Origin of the sequence: Castellaniella sp. (assembly GCF_049651205.1) — a bacterium.
Taxonomy (GTDB): Bacteria; Pseudomonadota; Gammaproteobacteria; order Burkholderiales; family Burkholderiaceae_B; genus Castellaniella.
Map to the genome: position 1 here is coordinate 182,966 of NZ_JBASBR010000012.1, position 17,122 is coordinate 200,087.

General features: G+C 59.6%; 16 protein-coding genes. 7 read left to right on the forward strand and 9 right to left on the reverse strand.

Annotated elements, in window-relative coordinates:
- The first annotated feature begins 1 nt into the window (after window position 1).
- Window positions 2-1,051: a quinone-dependent dihydroorotate dehydrogenase gene (locus tag WA928_RS08215; protein WP_424302029.1), complete on the forward strand. Its 1,050-nt coding sequence runs from the start codon at window positions 2-4 to the stop codon at window positions 1,049-1,051.
- Window positions 1,052-1,062: 11 nt separating this feature from the next.
- On the opposite strand, the gene WA928_RS08220 is transcribed toward WA928_RS08215, so the two are convergent.
- The 6 genes from WA928_RS08220 to WA928_RS08245 form a co-directional block, all read right to left on the reverse strand.
- Window positions 1,063-4,227, reverse strand: coding sequence for an efflux RND transporter permease subunit (locus WA928_RS08220; RefSeq protein WP_424302032.1), 3,165 nt, complete (start codon window positions 4,225-4,227; stop codon window positions 1,063-1,065).
- Between the two features lie 11 nt (window positions 4,228-4,238).
- On the reverse strand, window positions 4,239-5,444 hold the full coding sequence (locus tag WA928_RS08225; protein ID WP_424302035.1) for an efflux RND transporter periplasmic adaptor subunit: 1,206 nt from the start codon (window positions 5,442-5,444) through the stop codon (window positions 4,239-4,241).
- Window positions 5,445-5,730: 286 nt separating this feature from the next.
- The gene (locus WA928_RS08230) at window positions 5,731-6,297 is read right to left on the reverse strand and encodes a phasin family protein (RefSeq protein WP_424302038.1); all 567 of its coding nucleotides are present in this window, start codon (window positions 6,295-6,297) and stop codon (window positions 5,731-5,733) included.
- Between the two features lie 161 nt (window positions 6,298-6,458).
- Window positions 6,459-7,262: an IclR family transcriptional regulator gene (locus WA928_RS08235; protein WP_424302041.1), complete on the reverse strand. Its 804-nt coding sequence runs from the start codon at window positions 7,260-7,262 to the stop codon at window positions 6,459-6,461.
- Between the two features lie 126 nt (window positions 7,263-7,388).
- A complete protein-coding gene (locus WA928_RS08240) occupies window positions 7,389-8,237 on the reverse strand; it encodes a competence/damage-inducible protein A (protein ID WP_424302044.1) in 849 nt (282 codons plus the stop codon).
- Between the two features lie 46 nt (window positions 8,238-8,283).
- Window positions 8,284-9,075 carry an EI24 domain-containing protein gene (locus WA928_RS08245; RefSeq protein ID WP_424302046.1) on the reverse strand — a complete coding sequence of 264 codons (792 nt, stop codon included), beginning with the start codon at window positions 9,073-9,075 and terminating at the stop codon, window positions 8,284-8,286.
- Here WA928_RS08245 and WA928_RS08250 point away from each other — a divergent pair.
- Window positions 9,074-9,502 (forward strand): thioredoxin family protein, encoded by a 429-nt coding sequence (locus tag WA928_RS08250; protein WP_424302049.1) that lies wholly within the window; start codon window positions 9,074-9,076, stop codon window positions 9,500-9,502. The genes WA928_RS08245 and WA928_RS08250 overlap by 2 nt on opposite strands.
- 20 nt (window positions 9,503-9,522) lie before the next feature.
- Here WA928_RS08250 and WA928_RS08255 read toward each other — a convergent pair whose 3' ends face one another.
- Complete coding sequence (locus tag WA928_RS08255; protein ID WP_424302052.1) at window positions 9,523-10,902, reverse strand: DEAD/DEAH box helicase; 1,380 nt, start codon at window positions 10,900-10,902, stop codon at window positions 9,523-9,525.
- Between the two features lie 122 nt (window positions 10,903-11,024).
- Here WA928_RS08255 and WA928_RS08260 point away from each other — a divergent pair, with 122 nt between their 5' ends.
- Window positions 11,025-11,945, forward strand: coding sequence for a branched-chain amino acid transaminase (locus tag WA928_RS08260; protein WP_424302055.1), 921 nt, complete (start codon window positions 11,025-11,027; stop codon window positions 11,943-11,945).
- An 11-nt stretch (window positions 11,946-11,956) separates the two neighbouring features.
- The gene (locus WA928_RS08265) at window positions 11,957-12,187 is read left to right on the forward strand and encodes a zinc-finger domain-containing protein (protein WP_424302058.1); all 231 of its coding nucleotides are present in this window, start codon (window positions 11,957-11,959) and stop codon (window positions 12,185-12,187) included.
- Window positions 12,188-12,231: 44 nt separating this feature from the next.
- Here the strand turns inward: WA928_RS08265 and WA928_RS08270 are convergent, their stop codons facing one another.
- Together WA928_RS08270 and WA928_RS08275 are read right to left on the reverse strand one after the other, a co-directional pair.
- A complete protein-coding gene (locus WA928_RS08270) occupies window positions 12,232-13,698 on the reverse strand; it encodes a M48 family metalloprotease (RefSeq protein ID WP_424302061.1) in 1,467 nt (488 codons plus the stop codon).
- Window positions 13,699-13,713: 15 nt separating this feature from the next.
- Window positions 13,714-14,571: a cytochrome c oxidase assembly protein gene (locus tag WA928_RS08275; protein ID WP_424302064.1), complete on the reverse strand. Its 858-nt coding sequence runs from the start codon at window positions 14,569-14,571 to the stop codon at window positions 13,714-13,716.
- 83 nt (window positions 14,572-14,654) lie between these two features.
- On the opposite strand from WA928_RS08275, the gene WA928_RS08280 reads away from it, so the two are divergent.
- Genes WA928_RS08280 through WA928_RS08290 form a run of 3 tightly spaced genes read left to right on the forward strand, consistent with a single transcriptional unit; the run spans window position 14,655 to window position 17,121 of the window.
- Window positions 14,655-15,809, forward strand: a complete 1,155-nt coding sequence (locus WA928_RS08280; RefSeq protein ID WP_424302067.1) for an FAD-dependent monooxygenase — start codon at window positions 14,655-14,657, stop codon at window positions 15,807-15,809.
- Window positions 15,810-15,827: 18 nt separating this feature from the next.
- On the forward strand, window positions 15,828-16,841 hold the full coding sequence (gene dusB / locus WA928_RS08285; protein WP_417252298.1) for a tRNA dihydrouridine synthase DusB: 1,014 nt from the start codon (window positions 15,828-15,830) through the stop codon (window positions 16,839-16,841).
- A gap of 40 nt (window positions 16,842-16,881) precedes the next feature.
- Window positions 16,882-17,121, forward strand: a complete 240-nt coding sequence (locus WA928_RS08290; RefSeq protein ID WP_350383786.1) for a helix-turn-helix domain-containing protein — start codon at window positions 16,882-16,884, stop codon at window positions 17,119-17,121.
- The last annotated feature ends 1 nt before the right edge of the window (window position 17,122 follow it).

Genomic DNA, 17,122 nt, shown 5'->3' on the forward strand with positions numbered 1-17,122 from the left:
CATGTCTCTTTTGTTCAACGCCTATCCACTGGCCCGTGCCGCACTCTTCTCCATGGACCCCGAACAGGCGCACGAACACACGCTACGCGCCCTGCAGCACAGCCATCAGTGCACCCTCACGCGGCTGCTGTCGGCCACCGCACAACCTACGCTGCCGCGCACTGTGATGGGTTTGCCCCTGCGCAACCCCATTGGCCTGGCAGCCGGGCTGGACAAAAACGGTGCCTATATCGATGCGTTGGCCGCACTGGGCTTTGGTTTCATCGAGGTGGGCACCGTGACACCGCGTGCTCAACCAGGCAATCCCAAGCCACGCATGTTTCGCCTGCCCCGGGCCCGCTGCCTGATCAACCGCATGGGCTTTAACAACAACGGGCTGGACACCTTTATTGCCAACGTAAAGCGCAGCCAATGGCGCAGCAAAGGCGGCATCCTGGGATTAAACATCGGCAAAAACGCAGCCACTCCCATCGAACACGCGGTAGACGACTACCTGCGCTGTCTGGACGGTGTGTACCCGCATGCCGACTACATCACCATCAATATTTCATCCCCCAACACAAAAAACCTGCGCAGCCTGCAAAGCCACAATGCGCTGGATGCCTTGCTGGCCGCATTGCAATCCCGCCGCCAGCAACTGGCCGAGGCCCACAAGTGCATGCGCCCCCTAGTGGTAAAAATCGCACCCGACCTCCTGGCCGACGAAATCACTGCGGTGGGCCAGCTGATCAGCCATCACGGCATCGATGGCGTCATTGCCACCAACACCACACTATCGCGCGATGCCGTACGTGGCTTGCCACACGAAGACGAAGCCGGGGGGCTTTCGGGCCCACCCGTGCACGCGATGTCGCTGGTGGTGATTCGTCAATTGCGCCAGCAACTGGGCGACAAGGTGGCAATCATTGGCGTGGGCGGGATCGAATCCGGCCAGCAAGCGATTGAAAAAATCCAGGCAGGAGCCGATGCCGTACAGCTGTATACCGGACTTATCTACCGAGGCCCGGCACTGATTCGCGAGTGCGTACAGGCACTAGACCCCCTGTATTAATAGGCTGCCCCTCAGGCCACGCGATGAGTGGCCTGACGACGCGCCCGCAGACGCCGCGCCTGCTTAAGCGCCCGCCCCCGCACGTAGTGATGATGAGCGCGATCCAGATACAGATACACCACGGGCGTGGTGTACAGGGTAAGCACCTGAGACAAGATCAAGCCACCCACCATGGTGTAGCCCAGGGGCTGGCGCAACTCTGATCCGGCCCCCGAACCCAGCATCAGCGGCAGGCCGGCAAACAGGGCACATAAGGTGGTCATGAGGATCGGACGAAACCGCAGAAGGCAGGCCTGGTAAATGGCTTCTCTGGGCGAAAGCCCCTGCTCACGCTCTGCCACGATGGCAAAGTCGATCAGCAAAATGCCGTTTTTCTTTACGATACCAATCAGCAACAGGACCCCAATCAGGGCAATCACACTGAAATCCATGCCGCTGATCATCAAAATCAGCAAGGCCCCCACACCGGCTGCCGGCAAGGTAGACAGAATGGTAAGCGGGTGGATATAGCTTTCGTAGAGCAGGCCTAGCACGATGTACACCGCAATCAACGCAGCGGCAATCAGATAAGGCTGCGTGGCGAGAGACTCCTGAAACGCCTGGGCAGTGCCCTGAAATGCGCCTTGAACAGAAATAGGCACTGCCATTTCAGTCTGTGCCTCCTGGATGGCATCCACCGCCTGCCCCAACGAATACCCACTGGCCAGGTTGAACGAGATGGTTACCGCTGGAAACTGCCCCTGGTGATTGATGGACAGATAGCCCGTCTTCGAGGTATCTACCGTTACCAGGCTGGATAACGGTACTTGTTGGCCCGTGAGCGGCGAGCTGATATACAGGCGCGAGAACACATCGGGATCACGCTGCCATTGCGGCGTAATCTCGAGCACTACGTTATAGCTGTTGATCTGGGTAAAGAACTGCGCCACCTGGCGCTGGCCCAGTGCATCATAGATGGTGCTGTCGATCATGGCGGGGGTGATGCCAAACATGGCCGCCCGGGCGCGGTCGATCGTGACAACCGCCGTACTGGCACCATTTTGCTGATCGGTCGCCAGATCAGTGAGTGGTGCCAGGGTACGAAACCGTTCAAGCAGCCGTGGGGCCCAGATATTAAGCTCGTCCAGGTTGGCGCTGGTAAGGGTGTACTGATATTGCGTACGCGACAGGCGCCCACCGACGTTGATGTCCTGCCCGGCCTGCATGAACAGGCGCACACCCGGCACTCGGGCCAACTGCGGGTTCAGGCGCCGGATAACTTCGTCGGCCGTTGCCGTGCGCCCCTGGCTGCGTGGTGTGAGGCTAATGAAAAACCGCCCGGTATTAAACGTAGGGGCATTGCTGGTCATGCCAAACCCTGTGATATCCGGGTCTTGCCGCAGGACATCCGCCAGCGCCATCATGCGTTCATTCATGGCCTCAAAAGAACTGTCTTGCCCCGATTCAGCAATCCCAAAAATCGTGCCGGTATCCTGCTGCGGAAAAAACCCTTTGGGGATCACGATCAGCAAGGCCACAGAAGCCGCCAGCGTCAGTAAAAACACGCAAAGCGTGGCAAAGGCGTGATTCAGCACCACATCCAAAGACCGGCGATAAGCCCCCAGCAGCCGATCAAAACCTGTCTCAAAGATCTGGTACAAGCGGCCATGCCGCCCGGGTGGCTGCTGACGCAAAAAACGCGAACACAGCATCGGCGTCAGGGTAAGGGTCACCAGCACCGAGATGCCGATGGTCATGACCACCGTGACGGCAAACTCGCGAAACAGGCGCCCCACAATGCCCCCCATAAGCAGCAGGGGGATAAACACGGCCATCAATGACACGGAAATCGAGATAATTGTGAAACCAATTTCCTGGGCCCCTCGCACTGCCGCCTCAAAGGGCCGCATGCCTTCCTCGATGTGACGCCAGATGTTTTCCAGCATGACCACGGCATCATCAATGATGAAGCCCACCGAAATGGTGAGCGCCATGAGGGACAGGTTATCCAGGCTGTAGCCTGCCAGATACATCAGCGCGAAGGTACCCATCAACACCAGCGGCACGGCCACACTGGCAATCAGCGTACCCGCCACATTGCGCAAAAACATGAATATCACCAGCACTACCAAGGCGATGGACAACAGCAGCGTAAATTCCACCTCGTGCACGGAGGCCTGGATATTTTGGGTACGATCGATTAGGGTGCTGACGTGAATGCTGGCCGGCATGGATGCCATCAACTTTGGCATCTCGGCCTTGATGCGTGCCACGGTATCGATCACATTGGCACCGGGCTGTTTGGTCACCCCCACCACCAAAGACCGCCCATCCAGTGCCACGTCTCCGGGCTGCGCGCCTTTTCCGGCAAAGGCCCAGGCGGCCTGCTTGGTGTCCTCCGGGCCTGGGATAGCCTGCCCGATATCCCGGATCCTGACAGGTGCCCCATTGCGCCAGGCCACAATCGCATCGTTCCAGTGCTCGACACTGAGCAATTGGTCGTTGGTATAGATGGTGTAGCTTTGCCGCGCCCCGTCTACGGTGCCCTTGGGCTGATTGACCGTAGTGCTGGCCAGCACGCCTCGGATGGATTCAAGATCAAGCCCCAGTGCGGAAATTTTCTGGGGATCGATCTGTACTCGAATTGCGGGCTTTTGTTGCCCGAAGATATTGACCTGGCCCACGCCTTCAACACGTGAGAGCTGTTGCGCCAGGATGTTGTCTGTGTAGTCGTTGACCACCGTGATGGGCAATACATCTGATTGCACCGACAGGATCAGGATGGAAAAGTCAGCCGGGTTGACCTTGCGAAACGTAGGCGGGCTAGGCATATTGGCAGGCAGTTGCCGCGCGGCAGACGCAATTGCTGTCTGCACGTCCAGGGCAGCACCATCAATGTTGCGATCCAGATCAAACTGCAAGGTGATGCGCGACTCTCCCAATGCATTTTGCGAGCTCATCTGCACTAGGCCGGGAATCGTCGAAAACTGACGTTCCAGAGGCTGAGCCACGCTGGTTGCCATGGTTTCCGGATTACCGCCGGGCAATTTAGCGGTGACCTGGATGGTGGGAAAGTCTACCTGGGGCAAAGGCGCCACAGGCAACAAAGAGAAAACCGCCAGCCCCACCAAAAACAGGGCTAGCGCCAGCAGCGAGGTGCCAATGGGACGCTGAATAAACGAAGTCGAGAACTTCATGCCCGGCCCCGTCAGGATGCCGCCGGCGCGGTTGCCTGGGAGGCAGCCGGCTTGTGGTCGGCGGATTCCGGCTGAATCTCGGCGATTCGCGCGCCGGGATGCAGCCGATATTGCCCATCAGTCACCACACGATCCTCAGCCGCAAGGCCTTGCTCGATGACACTGAAACCATCCTGGCTGAATGCCACCTGCACGGCTTGTGCCCGTACAGTGTTATCCGCCGACACCACATACACAAACAGGCCCTGAGCACCCCGCTGCACTGCGGCGTCGGGTACCGTCAGTGCGTGCTTACGCACGCCCAAAACCAGCCGCACATCCACCGCTTGGCCAGGCCACAACACTGCATCCGGATTATCAAACCTGGCCTTGAGGCGCAACGTGCCACTGCTGGTGTCTACCTGGTTATCCACCAGCACTAGATGCCCCTCTTTCAGCACACCAGACTGCCCACGCGGCAGCACTTGCACCTTGATTGCTGGTTGAGCAGCATCCAGGGCGTCAGCGCCCTTCAAGGCAGCCTGGATCTGTGCGTATTCGGTATCCGGCACGGTAAAGTTGATGGCAATGGGGTCTGTCTGGTTGATAACCACCAGCCCCTGGCCATCCGCCGCCCGAACAAGATTACCAGGATCCACCAGCCGGGCCCCTGTGCGTCCGGCAAACGGCGCCACAATCCGGGTGTAATCCAGCTGTACCCTGGCGGCTTGCACTTGTGCATCATCCGCCTGCACGATGGCTTGCAAGGTTGCTACCTGCGCACGTTGCGTATCCAGAGTCTGGCGATTGATGGCAGACTGGCGGGCCAGTTCGGTATAGCGTTTGAGGTCTTGCCGGGCGTTATCCAGCTGCGCCTGATCGCGGCTACGCTGTGCCAGCGCAAGATCCAGTTGAGCCTTCTGGGCACGGTTGTCCAGTTGGGCGATCAGTTGTCCTTTTTTTACCTGTTCGCCCTCGCGAAATCCCAGCGACTGCAGCTGCCCATCAATACGGGCACGGATGGTGGCCGAATGCCATGCCTGGACGATACCCAGGCCAGGCAAGCGGATAGCGACATCCTGCACCCGGACCGGTTGCACATGCACACGCACCGCCGCCACCTGGACTATGCTGGCCTGCGACTTGGCCTTGGGCTGACTCAGCCACCAGATCATCGCCCCCAGAACCAACAGGACAGGCACACCCACAACCAGCAGCGAACGACGAACGGACGACATTCAGGAAATCTCTCGGGAGGTTGAAAACCGCCTGGAGCCGCCCTGTGCAGCAGACGACGTGCGGCTGGAACACCAAATGGCGCCCTGTGCGAGTATACGGTCAAGCCGCACATTGAGGGTGAGCCAATCGCAGCACTTACGGAAGGCAATACCAGCGGGTAAAGGTTGGGCCCAATATAAAAGGCCCCCAAAGCTGGATCTTATCCATGCCTTGGAGGCCCTTAAGGATGTTGCTACGGAGCGTTCTTGCAGGCCCGCCTGATGGCAGGCCCCATGCAGCCAGTGATTAGTTGGCCGAACGACGGCCGCGCGCTGGCTTGCTGGCCTTGGAGGCGTCAGCCGCAGCCTTGAGCGTGGCGTTGGTGGCGGCAGCAAAGTTGGACTCGGCAGCACTAGCGGCTTGGCGGGCAGCCTTGGTTGCCGACTCGTAAGCGTTGGTGGCCGTGGCCAGCGAGGACTTCAGCAAGGCAACTGCACCTTCAGAGCCGGTGGGGGCGTTGCGGGCAAACTGCTCTACCGCGTCGGACACGCGATCCTGGCTGTCGGCCAATTGGGTTTCAGCCAATTTGCTGAGCTCGCCTTGCACACTGGCAAGGATCTCGTAAACATCCTTGCCATAGGCAACAGCCTGCTCGGGGCGAACCAAACCGGAGGTGAAAGCCAGAAGCTCTTGGGCATCCTTGAGTTCGACGGCATCTTGCGATTTCTGAGCAGCGTCGTCCAGAACAGCCTTGGTGGCTTTCAGGTTAAGGTCGACCAGCTTTTCGAAGCCGCTGAAAAACGTACCTTGAACAGCCAGGAAATTGTCGATGACGGCCTTTTGTGTGGCCAGCAGTTGGGGGTTTGCACTCATGATGACTCCTTGTCAATAAGTAGAAGGCTTCCTCAGAGGCGATATGCCCGGCACCTTCTCGACTGTCAGCAAGAATTGCTGCAGCGCACAATTGAAAGTTTAAATGAATCAAAAAGGATGTCAACACTTATTTGCTGCAATGCAACAAATAAGTGTGTCATTTAGTGTGCAGCTTCGTAGCCCAATGCTTCTGAGATGCTGGATGTGGCCGCCATCAGCAACGGGATCCAGTCGTCACGCATGCGCTCTGCCGGCGCCGACAGTGATAAACCGGCCAGCAAGGTGCCGGTGTCGTCGTACACACCCGCTGCAATGCAGCGCACGCCAAGCTCGAGCTCTTCGTTGTCGCGCGAATAGCCGTGACGTCGCACCAGGGCCAGTTCGCGCTCGAGTTGCTCGAGTTGTGTAAGGCTGTTGCGGGTATTGCCCGCCAAGCCTGTACGCATGGCATAGCTACGCACATTGCGTGCATCCCAGGTGGCCAGAAACAGCTTGCCGGTGGAGGTGAGATGCAAAGGGGCACGGCCACCGATGGCGCGCACCACCTGCATGCCCGAGCGCTCGCTCCAGGCGCGTTCGATATAGACGATTTCGTCGCCTTGCGCCAGGGACAGGTTGACTGTCTGCCCGGTTTGACGATGAAGCTCGCGCATGGGGCCTAACGACGCGGTACGGACATCCAGGCGCCCCTTCACCAACGACCCAAGCTCCAACAACCGCATGCCCAGGCGATACAGACCACTATCCACCCGCTCGACATAGCGGCCAACGGCCAGATCGGCAAGGATCCGGTGCGTGGTGGATGCATGCAGGCCGGTGGCGGCTGCCAGGTCTTTTAGTGCAATGGGATCACGCTGGCCGGCCAGCACATCCAGAATGCGCATTGCCCGATCCAGCACCTGGATAGTGACCGCACTGGTGTCCGCGACCGGGTCGTGCAACGCCGGGGAGGAAGAGGAAAGCATGGAAGCCGGACTTTGCGAATGAGCCATAGAGAAAATTGTTGCAACGCGACAAATTCCATACTATGAAAAATTGGGAAGGATGGCAAGCCCTGTCATGCAGGCTTTTGTGTCTCCCTGGATAAAGAATCAGGCAGGTGGATTTAGCCGGCCACCCAGCGTCTGCACTTCGGCGCGCAGCCAGGCCAGGGCTTCTGCCGCAGCAACGGGCTCGCCCTTGACCCCAAGCTCGATATGCGGATAGCCGCCTGAATCGCCGACATTGGGCAGGCTGAACGCGCGAATCCCCGGCCACCGCAGCTCCAGCGCCTCCAGGGCAGACGTGATGCGGGACTCGGGCAAGCCAAACAATAGAAAGGAATGCTCGACCCGCGCCTCGTGGTGATGCCAGCCGGCATAACGGGTATCGAGTGTCCAGGCCATCATCGGATGCGCCATAACCGGAAATCCGGGCATGAAACTGTGATTATGAATAAAAAACCCGGGAATACGGTTATACGTATTGGGAATGATTTCGGCGCCTTCCGGGAACACACCCATCTGCAGCCGCTGCCGGTTTTCAGGTGTAGACATATCCGCACTACCCTGCCCCTTGGCCGCCATATCGGCACACCGCTGGGCAATCAGCCGCTCGGCCTCTGGGTGCAGCACCAGCCCAACCCCTAATGCACGCGCGGCCGCCTGACGGGTGCGGTCGTCTGGGGTGGCACCGATACCACCGCAACAAAAAACCAGATCCGGTGTGGCAAAGCTGCGCTGCAGGCAGGCGGTGATTTCGTCTTCGTCGTCGGAGATGAACTCGGCCGCGTTGAGTTGCATCCCGCGTGCCTGCAACAGATTGATCAGGGTGCTGAAATGTTTGTCCTGTCGCCGCCCGGAGAGAATTTCATCACCAATGGCAATCAGTCTTACACGAGGAGACCGGCGGGGGCTGGCAACGATATCGGTTGGTGTGTTTGTACGGGCGGACGAGGTCATGGAAGGTTTCCGGTAAATGCAGGAAAATAAATGAGGATGCAGCCAATCAGACGTCGATCAGGGTTTCGGTACGCAGCCGCCGGATCGCATCCAGACTGAAATGGGCATAGACCAGTGCCGAGAACACTGGCATGACCAGCCAAAACAAGGGCATCAGATTGATGACTGCAAGAATGCCGGCCATCAGCCACAGGGATCTGGTGTGTCGACGCCAGAGCAGGTGCCGCTCGGGGCCACTGGCATGCTCGATCATGGCATCCACCCGCAGCATGCGATTGACTGCAAATGCCCACCAGAACACCGGCAGCACCAGGGCCATCGGCGGCAACAGCCATAACGGCATGGTAAGCACCCAGCCCACACAAAACAGAAAGCCGACCCAGACGGCGTTCCAGGTGCCCAGAACGGTTGCATGCTGGCCTTGCCGCCGCAGCCCAGGATAATCACGCTTCTCGAGGTGCTGCAATACCAGCGGCATGACAAACACTGCGGCAATGCCCAGGCCCAATATGCCCGCCATCGGCAGCAACAGGCCGGCAGCCAGCAGCGGCACCAGCCACAACTTAAGGGAAAACAGGCCAACCGCAACCAGCCAGCCATCTACTGTATTGAACACGCCCCATGATGAGGCTTCCTGATCCAGCCAGCCTGTCAGTGGCGTCCAAAAGAACCACAGCAAAAGGGCAGCACCAAGGACAGCAATGAGAAACGGCAAAAACAGGGCCACCAGCATGCGCGGATGCAGTTGGCTGATCAGCGCGCGCCGAAACGCCTGCCCAACCAGGGTTAGGCCGTTGGGAGAATGCGGGTCGCGCACGACGAGATCCTGGTAGCTCATGAATACACACACTGAAAATAACTGGGAAATTTCATACTATATTGCCCTGATGAAAGTATTCAACCCCCACTCTGATCTGGCAGCGCTGCAGCAGCAGCTGGCCGACAGCCACAACATGTGCGTGGTCTGTTATTGCGCGGCCTGGTGCCGTACCTGCGACACTTACCAACCGGCATTCGAGGGCCTGGCTGCACAGCACCCCGACTGGACGTTTATCTGGGTAGACGTCGAGGACAGCCCCGAGTGGCTGGGCGATGAGGATGTCGAGAACTTTCCGACGGTGCTGGTTCAGGATGCAGGTGGGACGCGGTTCTGGGGCACTCAGCTCCCGTATATCGACCACCTGAAACGCCTACTGGATGGGGCAAACCGCCTACCAATCGTGCAGGCGGGGCCCGGTGACATCCGGCTTCTGGCTGCCGGTTGACCGGCAGGCAAACTGGGCTCTTAGCTGGGCTTGCCCTTGCCACCCAACAATATCCCCACCGACTGACGCGAAGGGGTTACGACAGAAGGGGTCTCCTGGCTGGGCACAGACGAAATCGAAGGCTCGTAGGGTTTGTCGAAAAAATCATCCACAGGTGCTGCCGGCGCATGCCAGCTGCCGCCGCTGTGCCGGGGGGCAGCCACCGGCCGCCGCCGGGGCAGGCGGGGAAGATCAAGCTCGCCACGGGGTATCTTGGTTTTGATGAGCTTTTCGATATCCAGCAAATGACGCTCTTCGTCGGGTGCAAAAAAAGCAATGGCCTCGCCCAGGGCGCCGGCACGGCCGGTACGGCCGATGCGGTGGACATAGTCTTCGGGGTTACGGGGCAGGTCGTAGTTGATCACGCACGGAATACCAGCCACATCCAGGCCGCGCGCGGCCACATCGGTAGCCACCAGGACTTCGAGGGTGCCCGCCTTGAAGGCCTCGAGCGCTTTCATACGCTCGATTTGCGACTTGTTGCCATGAATGGACTCGGCCCGCACGCCGTCTTGCTCTAGTTGGCGGGCCAGACGGCTGCAACCAATTTTTGTGTTGGAAAACACAATCACCTGAGTGAGCTTGCGCGACTTGACCAGATGCACCACAGCACGCCGTTTGGCATCGCCTTCGAGGCCATAGGCGATTTGAGACACCGTATCGGCCGTGGCATTGGCGCGCGCAACTTCGACTTCGACGGGGGTGCGCAAAAAGCCACGGCCCAGCTTGCGGATCTCGGGACTGAAGGTGGCCGAGAACAACAAGCCCTGCCGCCCGGGGGGCAGCAGACGCATGATGCGATCGAGGTCTGGCAAAAAGCCCATATCCAGCATGCGGTCGGCTTCATCCAGCACCAGAATGCCTACCTGCCCAAGATTGACGTTGCGCTGTTCGACGTGATCAAGCAGCCGTCCCGGCGTGGCGATGAGGATCTCGCAGCCCTGGCGCAGTTGATCGCGCTGAGGGCGGATATCGACCCCGCCAAATACCACCGCTGCACGCAACGGCACGTACTGGCTGTAGCGCTGTACGTTCTCGTGGATCTGGTCAGCGAGCTCGCGGGTAGGTGTGAGAATCAGCGCCCGCACAGGGTGGCGGGCAGGAGATGCACTGGTATTGGCAAATGGCATCAGCCGGTGCAGGATGGGTAAGGAAAACGCGGCTGTTTTACCCGTGCCGGTTTGGGCTGCCCCCATGACATCACGGCCACTTAATGCGATGGGGATTGCTTTGGCCTGGATGGGTGTCGCAGACACATATCCGGAGGCCTCGATGGCTTTCATGATGCCTGGATGCAGGCCAAACTGGCCAAACGCAACAGGCGTATCGGCAATAGAATCTTGGGGGATGGTTTCGGTCATTCGTCGTAAAAGATGCGCCAGCCCAAAAAGGCCCAACGCGTGCATGAACGAAGTATTTTAACGTGCATCTCCGTTGCGCGGGCAATTGGTACAATAAAGCGCTATTAATCTGGGAGATCGCAATGTCCATGGCTGACCGCGACGGGGTAATCTGGTATGACGGCAAGCTCGTGCCTTGGCGCGATGCAACCACGCACGTCCTGACTCATTCTCTGCATTATGGGCTATCTGTCTTCGAAGGTGTACGTGCCTATAAAACCGACCACGGCACGGCCATTTTCCGCCTCGAAGATCACACGCGCCGCCTGTTCAACTCGGCACATATCTACCAGATCAAGATTCCGTACACCCGCGAAGCCATCTCCTCGGCTCAAATCGAGGTTGTGCGACGCAACGAGCTTGAGTCCTGCTACATCCGCCCCATCGTGTTTTATGGCTCCGAGAAAATGGGGGTGTCGCCCAAAGGCGCGCAGGTGCATGTGGCCATCGCAGCCTGGCCCTGGGGCGCCTATCTGGGCGAAGAAGCCCTCAAACAGGGCATCCGGGTCAAGATTTCCTCGTTTGCACGCCAGCATGTCAATGTCACCATGCCCCGCGCCAAGATTGCCAGCACATACGCCAACTCCATTCTGGCCAACGCCGAGGCTCAGGATCACGGTTACGACGAAGCCATCTTGCTGGACACCAGCGGATTCGTGGCCGAGGGCTCGGGCGAAAACCTGTTTATTGTTCGGGATGGCGTGCTCTACGAACCCGATATCGCCTGCGCGCTCACGGGCATTACCCGGGCGTCCATCCACCAGCTCGCCGACGACCTCGGCCTGAAAGTAGTATCCCGCCGACTTACCCGCGACGACCTCTACATTGCCGACGAAGCCTTCTTCACCGGCACGGCAGCCGAAGTCACACCCATTCGCGAAATCGACGGCCGCCAGATTGGCGCCGGCGAGCGCGGCCCTATTACAGCTCAGTTGCAAAAAGCGTTCTTTGATGCGGTATCGGGCAAGACGCCCAAATATCATCACTGGCTTTCGAAGGTATAACAGGAAACACCATGAGCAGCATTCCCAATACTTCTCACAAACAAGAACCCGTCGTCGTCGGTGCCGAAGACCTCCCGGTATTTTGCCCAGGCCCGAAATCACCGCTTTGGTGTATGCACCCGCGCACCTATATCGAAGTAGTCAAAAACGGCGTCGCCAAGTGCCAGTATTGCGGCACCGAGTACATTCTGCGCGAGGGTGACCACCCTCACGGCCACGAGCAAGCAGGCATTCGCATCTAAAGCCACGGCCCATCCCTGCTTCAGGCAGGGGTGGCGCCCATCGCTTATTTCCGGAAAGGCTCCAGCAGAGCCCGACGGTTTTCCAGATGATCTCTCAGAGCCCGGATGCGTGTATCTAGGCGCGATTGTTCGTAAAAATCGTCGGACAGGCGGCGCGCCTGCTGCAGGTGTTCCATGGCCGTGGGCAAAGCGCCCGTTTGCTCGAAGTAGGTAGCCATGGCCTCGTGGGCCTGTACCTTGTGGCCCTGGTGCTCCAGACTAGTAGCCAGCAGTTGTTGAAACTCTGGCACATGGCTCCATTTCTTGATGACTGTCCTCAGAAACTCAACCGCCTGGGCATGCTTGCCGGCAGCCTGCAGGGCACGGGCATGAGCATCAGCCACCGCCTGGCTATTGGGCCACTGTTTCCAGGCTTGCGCTGATGTATCCACTGCCGCAGCCGCACTGCCGGCACGTGCCAAACTGATTTCCAGCAGCGCCAGTTGCGGCGCCGGCTGCACGGCATTGGCCTGATCCAGCAACTGTCCGGCCTGGACAAGATCACCGGATTTCCAGTGCAGCCACGCCAGCCCGTAAAGGGCCGCGGCCTGGCGGCTGCCACTGGTCTTTTTCGCTTCGCTTTCGAAAGACTGCTGCAAGCGGCGCGTGTCTTCGTTGCTGCGCGCCTGAATCAGCGCCAAACGGCTGCGCACAAACCAATACTGAGCATCCAGGGTGTCCTTGCCCGATGGCAAGTTGGCCACCCGGTTTTCGATATCGGACATGCGCTGGATGGACAACGGATGGGTGGAGGCATACCCGCCTCCTGCACCTTCGTTGAGCCGGGATGCATTGGTGAGCTTGCGAAACATGGTGAGCATGCCACGGGGATTGAACCCCGTTTGGTTCAACATCTGGAAACCGGCCCGGTCGGCTTCCTGCTCGGCGCTACGAGAAAAGCCCAATTGACGATCAATGGTGGCGGCTTGCCCAAAGGTAGCCACCCCCATCGCTAGATCGCCCTGCCCAGCCAGCGCAGCCAGCAAGGCCCCTACCAGGCTGGCCACCATCAGGCCTGTGCCTTGTGACTGTTGTGTGATGCCCCGGGCGATATGGCGCTGCATGACGTGGCCAATCTCGTGAGCCAGCACACCGGCGAGTTCAGACTCGGTGTCTGTGGTGGTCACAAGCCCGCTATTAATCCCGATATACCCCCCTGGCAGTGCAAAGGCATTGATGGAGGGATCGCGCACCGCAAACACGGTGATGTCCTGCGACAAGGACTGAGGAGCATGTGCCGCCAGCTTTCTGCCCAGCTGGGTCAGGTACTGATTGATATCCAGATCAGCAATATAGGTCGGGTCGTGGCGGCCTTGCTCCATGATGGCCTGCCCCAGCAGACGCTCGACGCCGGGAGAGAGCTCTGCCGAGGAAGCCGCGCCCAAGGTGGGCAGGCCCACGGGCTGTGCCCAGGCCGGCACAGCACACGATAAAGCAGCAATCAGGCACAGGGTCTGTCCGGTACGGCGCATGATGAAACCACTCAGCTAGGATGCCACATGGGCGGCGGCACGGGGCACCCGCCGCCGTGGCGGCGGCAAGCGCCCCTTGGAAGACAGGCGCATCAAGGTACCCAGCGCATACATCAACCCGAAGGCTTCGATCAGGCCCGCAGGCACCCACATGATCAGCCCGCCTAGTACTTGATCATCCAGCGCAGAGATGCCGGGCAGCGCACGGCCACAGAGATCGAAAACCGGGTAAAGATCGTGCCCTGTAAAGGCAATGACAGCACCGGCAACCATTTGCGGCACCATGGTAAACACGGGAGAAAACACCCGGCCGCCAGGGCTGAGCGCAGCCGGAGGGCGGGGCCGCCGGTCGAGGATGAGGTTCCAGTACAGCACACCACTGATCACAACCGACCAGTTCATGAAGCGGTAAATCCGCCAGTCGAGCATGGAATAAAACTGCACCGTGGGCTGCAACCACACCAGCACCAGCAGCACAAACAGGAACGGCACCAGGATCCGGTGAGTGGACAGATGCTCAAGGGTGTGTACCCAGCCGCTTTGGCGGGCCTGGGCCAACCGCACACGCCAGCGTAACGGCAGGCCGGCACGCATCACCTGCCCTGGATAAGCTCCCATGATGAGCAAGGGGCCCAAGTGGTGCAATACCAGGTGTTGCAGCCGATGGATGAAAAACATGCGTTCTGCGTAGTAATCCAGCCGCGTGTGCAAAGACAGATACAGCAGTATCCAGCCCACCCAAAACAGCACTTGGCGAATCTTGCCCACAGAGTGCACGCGGCGGCCGCGCACAAACAGCACTGCCGACAACAGAAATGCCAGCACCAAAGAGGGAGAGAACTCCCAAGGCCGCAACCAGGCAAGCAGATCCATACCAGCGGAGCCATCAGAATGGTTAATCCGACTAGTGTAAAGCATCCTAAAATAGACGTTTTGCCTGCTGTTTTCTGCCTGCCATGCCCAGTACAAACTACGATATTGCGATTCTTGGCGCCGGCCCTGTGGGCTGCGTGCTGGCCTTAAGCCTGGCGCGACATGCCCCAGACCCTGGCCGCATTGCCTTGATGGGCCCGGCACCTGCCCAGCGCGCGGCGGGACAATCCATCGACCCACGCGCAATTGCCATCAACCATGGCAGCCGGCAGTTTTTGCAGCAACTGGGTGCCTGGCCGGGACACTCTGCCGATATCAGTACGGTGCATGTTTCCCAGGCGGGCCACTTGGGCCGCACCCTGATTGACCATACCGAACTTCACGTGCCGCGCCTGGGCAGCGTAGTGGCCTACGATGAACTCCTCGAATCGCTGCACACCGCACTGGCACAAAGCGGCATCACCCGCATTTTGCAACGGCCCTCGCGCCCTCAAGCAGGGCAGCCGGTGATCCTCAAAACGGCCGACGACACCCACCACAGCACGCGCCTGGCCCTGATCTCCGATGGCTCCCGGCCACAAGGTCTCCACCGCGATTACCAGCAACACGCCATACTGACCACCGTGCGCGCCAGCCAGGCAATCCCGGGCAGAGCCTTCGAGCGCTTTACACAAACCGGGCCTCTGGCACTGCTGCCCCATCCAGCCGGCCAGGGTCTCTACAGTGTCGTGTGGTGTGTACGGCCGGCACAGGCCACTGCCTTGTCGGTGATGGACGACACAACTTTTGACACCCGACTTCAACAGGCGTTTGGCACCCGTCTGGGCACGCTGCGTCGCCTGACACCGGTCAATACCTTTCCCCTGGCGCTGCACGCCGGGCCCAGCTTGCAAGGTGAGGGCGTGGTGGCTGTTGGCAATGCCGCGCAAACCCTGCACCCGGTGGCGGGACAAGGGCTCAACCTTGGCCTGCGCGATGTCGCGCAGCTATCGCACGTGCTACAACCCTGGCTGGTTCAGCCTGCGCAGGCACTGCAGCCATTGCTGCAGCAATATGCCCGTCAACGCAAAATCGACCGCACCGTTACGCTGGCCATTACCGATACCCTGCCCAGAATATTCGCCAGCCGCTATGCACTACCACGCCACCTCGCTGGGCTTGGCCTGGTACTGCTTGATCTCATCCCGGGCCTGCGCCAACCTCTGGCCCACCACCTGCTACAAGGCCAGCGCCAATAGCCTTCTACAATGACGCTCATGCAAATCGGCCCCTGGACGCTTCCCCACCCTGTCTGTGCCGCCCCAATGGCGGGCGTCACAGACCGCCCTTACCGGCGCCTGTGCAAGGCGTTGGGGGCGGCGTATGCCGTGTCCGAAATGGCAGCCAGCAATCCGCAACTCTGGGACAGCGTAAAAACGTCCCGACGTATCAACCACGAGGGCGAACCCGATCCCGTTGCCGTGCAGATTGCAGGCGCCGATCCCGATATGCTGGCCGAGGCCGCAGTGTTCAACATCGGCAAGGGTGCCCGGATTATCGACATCAATATGGGCTGTCCGGTCAAAAAGGTCTGTCACGTGGCGTCCGGCTCAGCTCTGTTGCGCGACGAAGCCCTGGTGGCACGCATCCTGAAAAAAGTAGTGGCCGCCTGCCAGCCACTGGGTGTACCCGTTACCCTGAAAACCCGCACAGGCTGGGATCGCAGCAGCCGCAATGCAGTGCGCATTGCCCGCCTGGCCGAAGATTGCGGCATCGCCGCCCTGACGCTACACGGGCGCACGCGTTGCGATCTTTACACGGGCGAGGCCGAATACGAGACGATCCGTGCCGTGCGTCAGGTCATCCGTATTCCCCTCATCGCCAACGGGGATATCAACACCCCAGAGAAAGCACGGGCCGTTCTGGACTACACTGGGGCCGACGCGATCATGGTGGGCCGGGCGGCTCAAGGTCGTCCATGGATTTTTCGGGAAATTGCCCACTATCTGGCGCACGGCAGCCATCTGCCACCTCCCACCTATGGCGAGCTACGCGACCACCTGCTCAATCACCTCGAAGACCATTATTCGTTTTACGGCGAACACACAGGCGTCCGTACTGCCCGCAAGCATATCGGCTGGTATCTGGCCGATCTCCCTGGGGCTGACGTCCTGTTGCCAGCTGTCATGGCCCTAGAGAGCACCCAGCAACAATTCAAGCTGCTGCGCCATTGGCTGGACGCACAGCCCGCGGATGCTGCAGCCGTCCCTGAAAGCCCCTTACTGCATTAACGTTTTTTACCGACGTTCACCTCGACAACCTTTGTACCTCATGCCTACCTCTACGCCCCTGGAACAAGCCGTGCGCGATCAACTGGATCGCTACTTTAAAGACCTGGGTGGCTCCGCACCCAGCGACATGCTGGCGATGGTCAACCTGTGCGTCGAACGCACGGTCTTGCAGGTTGCCCTCGAGCGCACCGATGGCAACCAGACACGCGCTGCCGAGATGCTGGGCATCACCCGTGGCACCTTGCGCAAAAAATTGCATATCCACCAGATCAGTGCCTGAG

Coding starts and splice junctions, on each gene's coding strand:
- WA928_RS08260 (WP_424302055.1), top strand. CDS start 11,025: ATGTCCATGGCTGACCGCGACGGGGTAATCTGGTATGACGGCAAGCTC.
- WA928_RS08230 (WP_424302038.1), bottom strand. CDS start 6,297: ATGAGTGCAAACCCCCAACTGCTGGCCACACAAAAGGCCGTCATCGAC.
- WA928_RS08225 (WP_424302035.1), bottom strand. CDS start 5,444: ATGTCGTCCGTTCGTCGTTCGCTGCTGGTTGTGGGTGTGCCTGTCCTG.
- WA928_RS08280 (WP_424302067.1), top strand. CDS start 14,655: ATGCCCAGTACAAACTACGATATTGCGATTCTTGGCGCCGGCCCTGTG.
- WA928_RS08275 (WP_424302064.1), bottom strand. CDS start 14,571: ATGGATCTGCTTGCCTGGTTGCGGCCTTGGGAGTTCTCTCCCTCTTTG.
- WA928_RS08240 (WP_424302044.1), bottom strand. CDS start 8,237: ATGACCTCGTCCGCCCGTACAAACACACCAACCGATATCGTTGCCAGC.
- WA928_RS08220 (WP_424302032.1), bottom strand. CDS start 4,227: ATGAAGTTCTCGACTTCGTTTATTCAGCGTCCCATTGGCACCTCGCTG.
- WA928_RS08215 (WP_424302029.1), top strand. CDS start 2: ATGTCTCTTTTGTTCAACGCCTATCCACTGGCCCGTGCCGCACTCTTC.
- dusB (WP_417252298.1), top strand. CDS start 15,828: ATGCAAATCGGCCCCTGGACGCTTCCCCACCCTGTCTGTGCCGCCCCA.
- WA928_RS08235 (WP_424302041.1), bottom strand. CDS start 7,262: ATGCTTTCCTCTTCCTCCCCGGCGTTGCACGACCCGGTCGCGGACACC.
- WA928_RS08245 (WP_424302046.1), bottom strand. CDS start 9,075: ATGAGCTACCAGGATCTCGTCGTGCGCGACCCGCATTCTCCCAACGGC.
- WA928_RS08290 (WP_350383786.1), top strand. CDS start 16,882: ATGCCTACCTCTACGCCCCTGGAACAAGCCGTGCGCGATCAACTGGAT.
- WA928_RS08255 (WP_424302052.1), bottom strand. CDS start 10,902: ATGACCGAAACCATCCCCCAAGATTCTATTGCCGATACGCCTGTTGCG.
- WA928_RS08270 (WP_424302061.1), bottom strand. CDS start 13,698: ATGCGCCGTACCGGACAGACCCTGTGCCTGATTGCTGCTTTATCGTGT.
- WA928_RS08265 (WP_424302058.1), top strand. CDS start 11,957: ATGAGCAGCATTCCCAATACTTCTCACAAACAAGAACCCGTCGTCGTC.
- WA928_RS08250 (WP_424302049.1), top strand. CDS start 9,074: ATGAATACACACACTGAAAATAACTGGGAAATTTCATACTATATTGCC.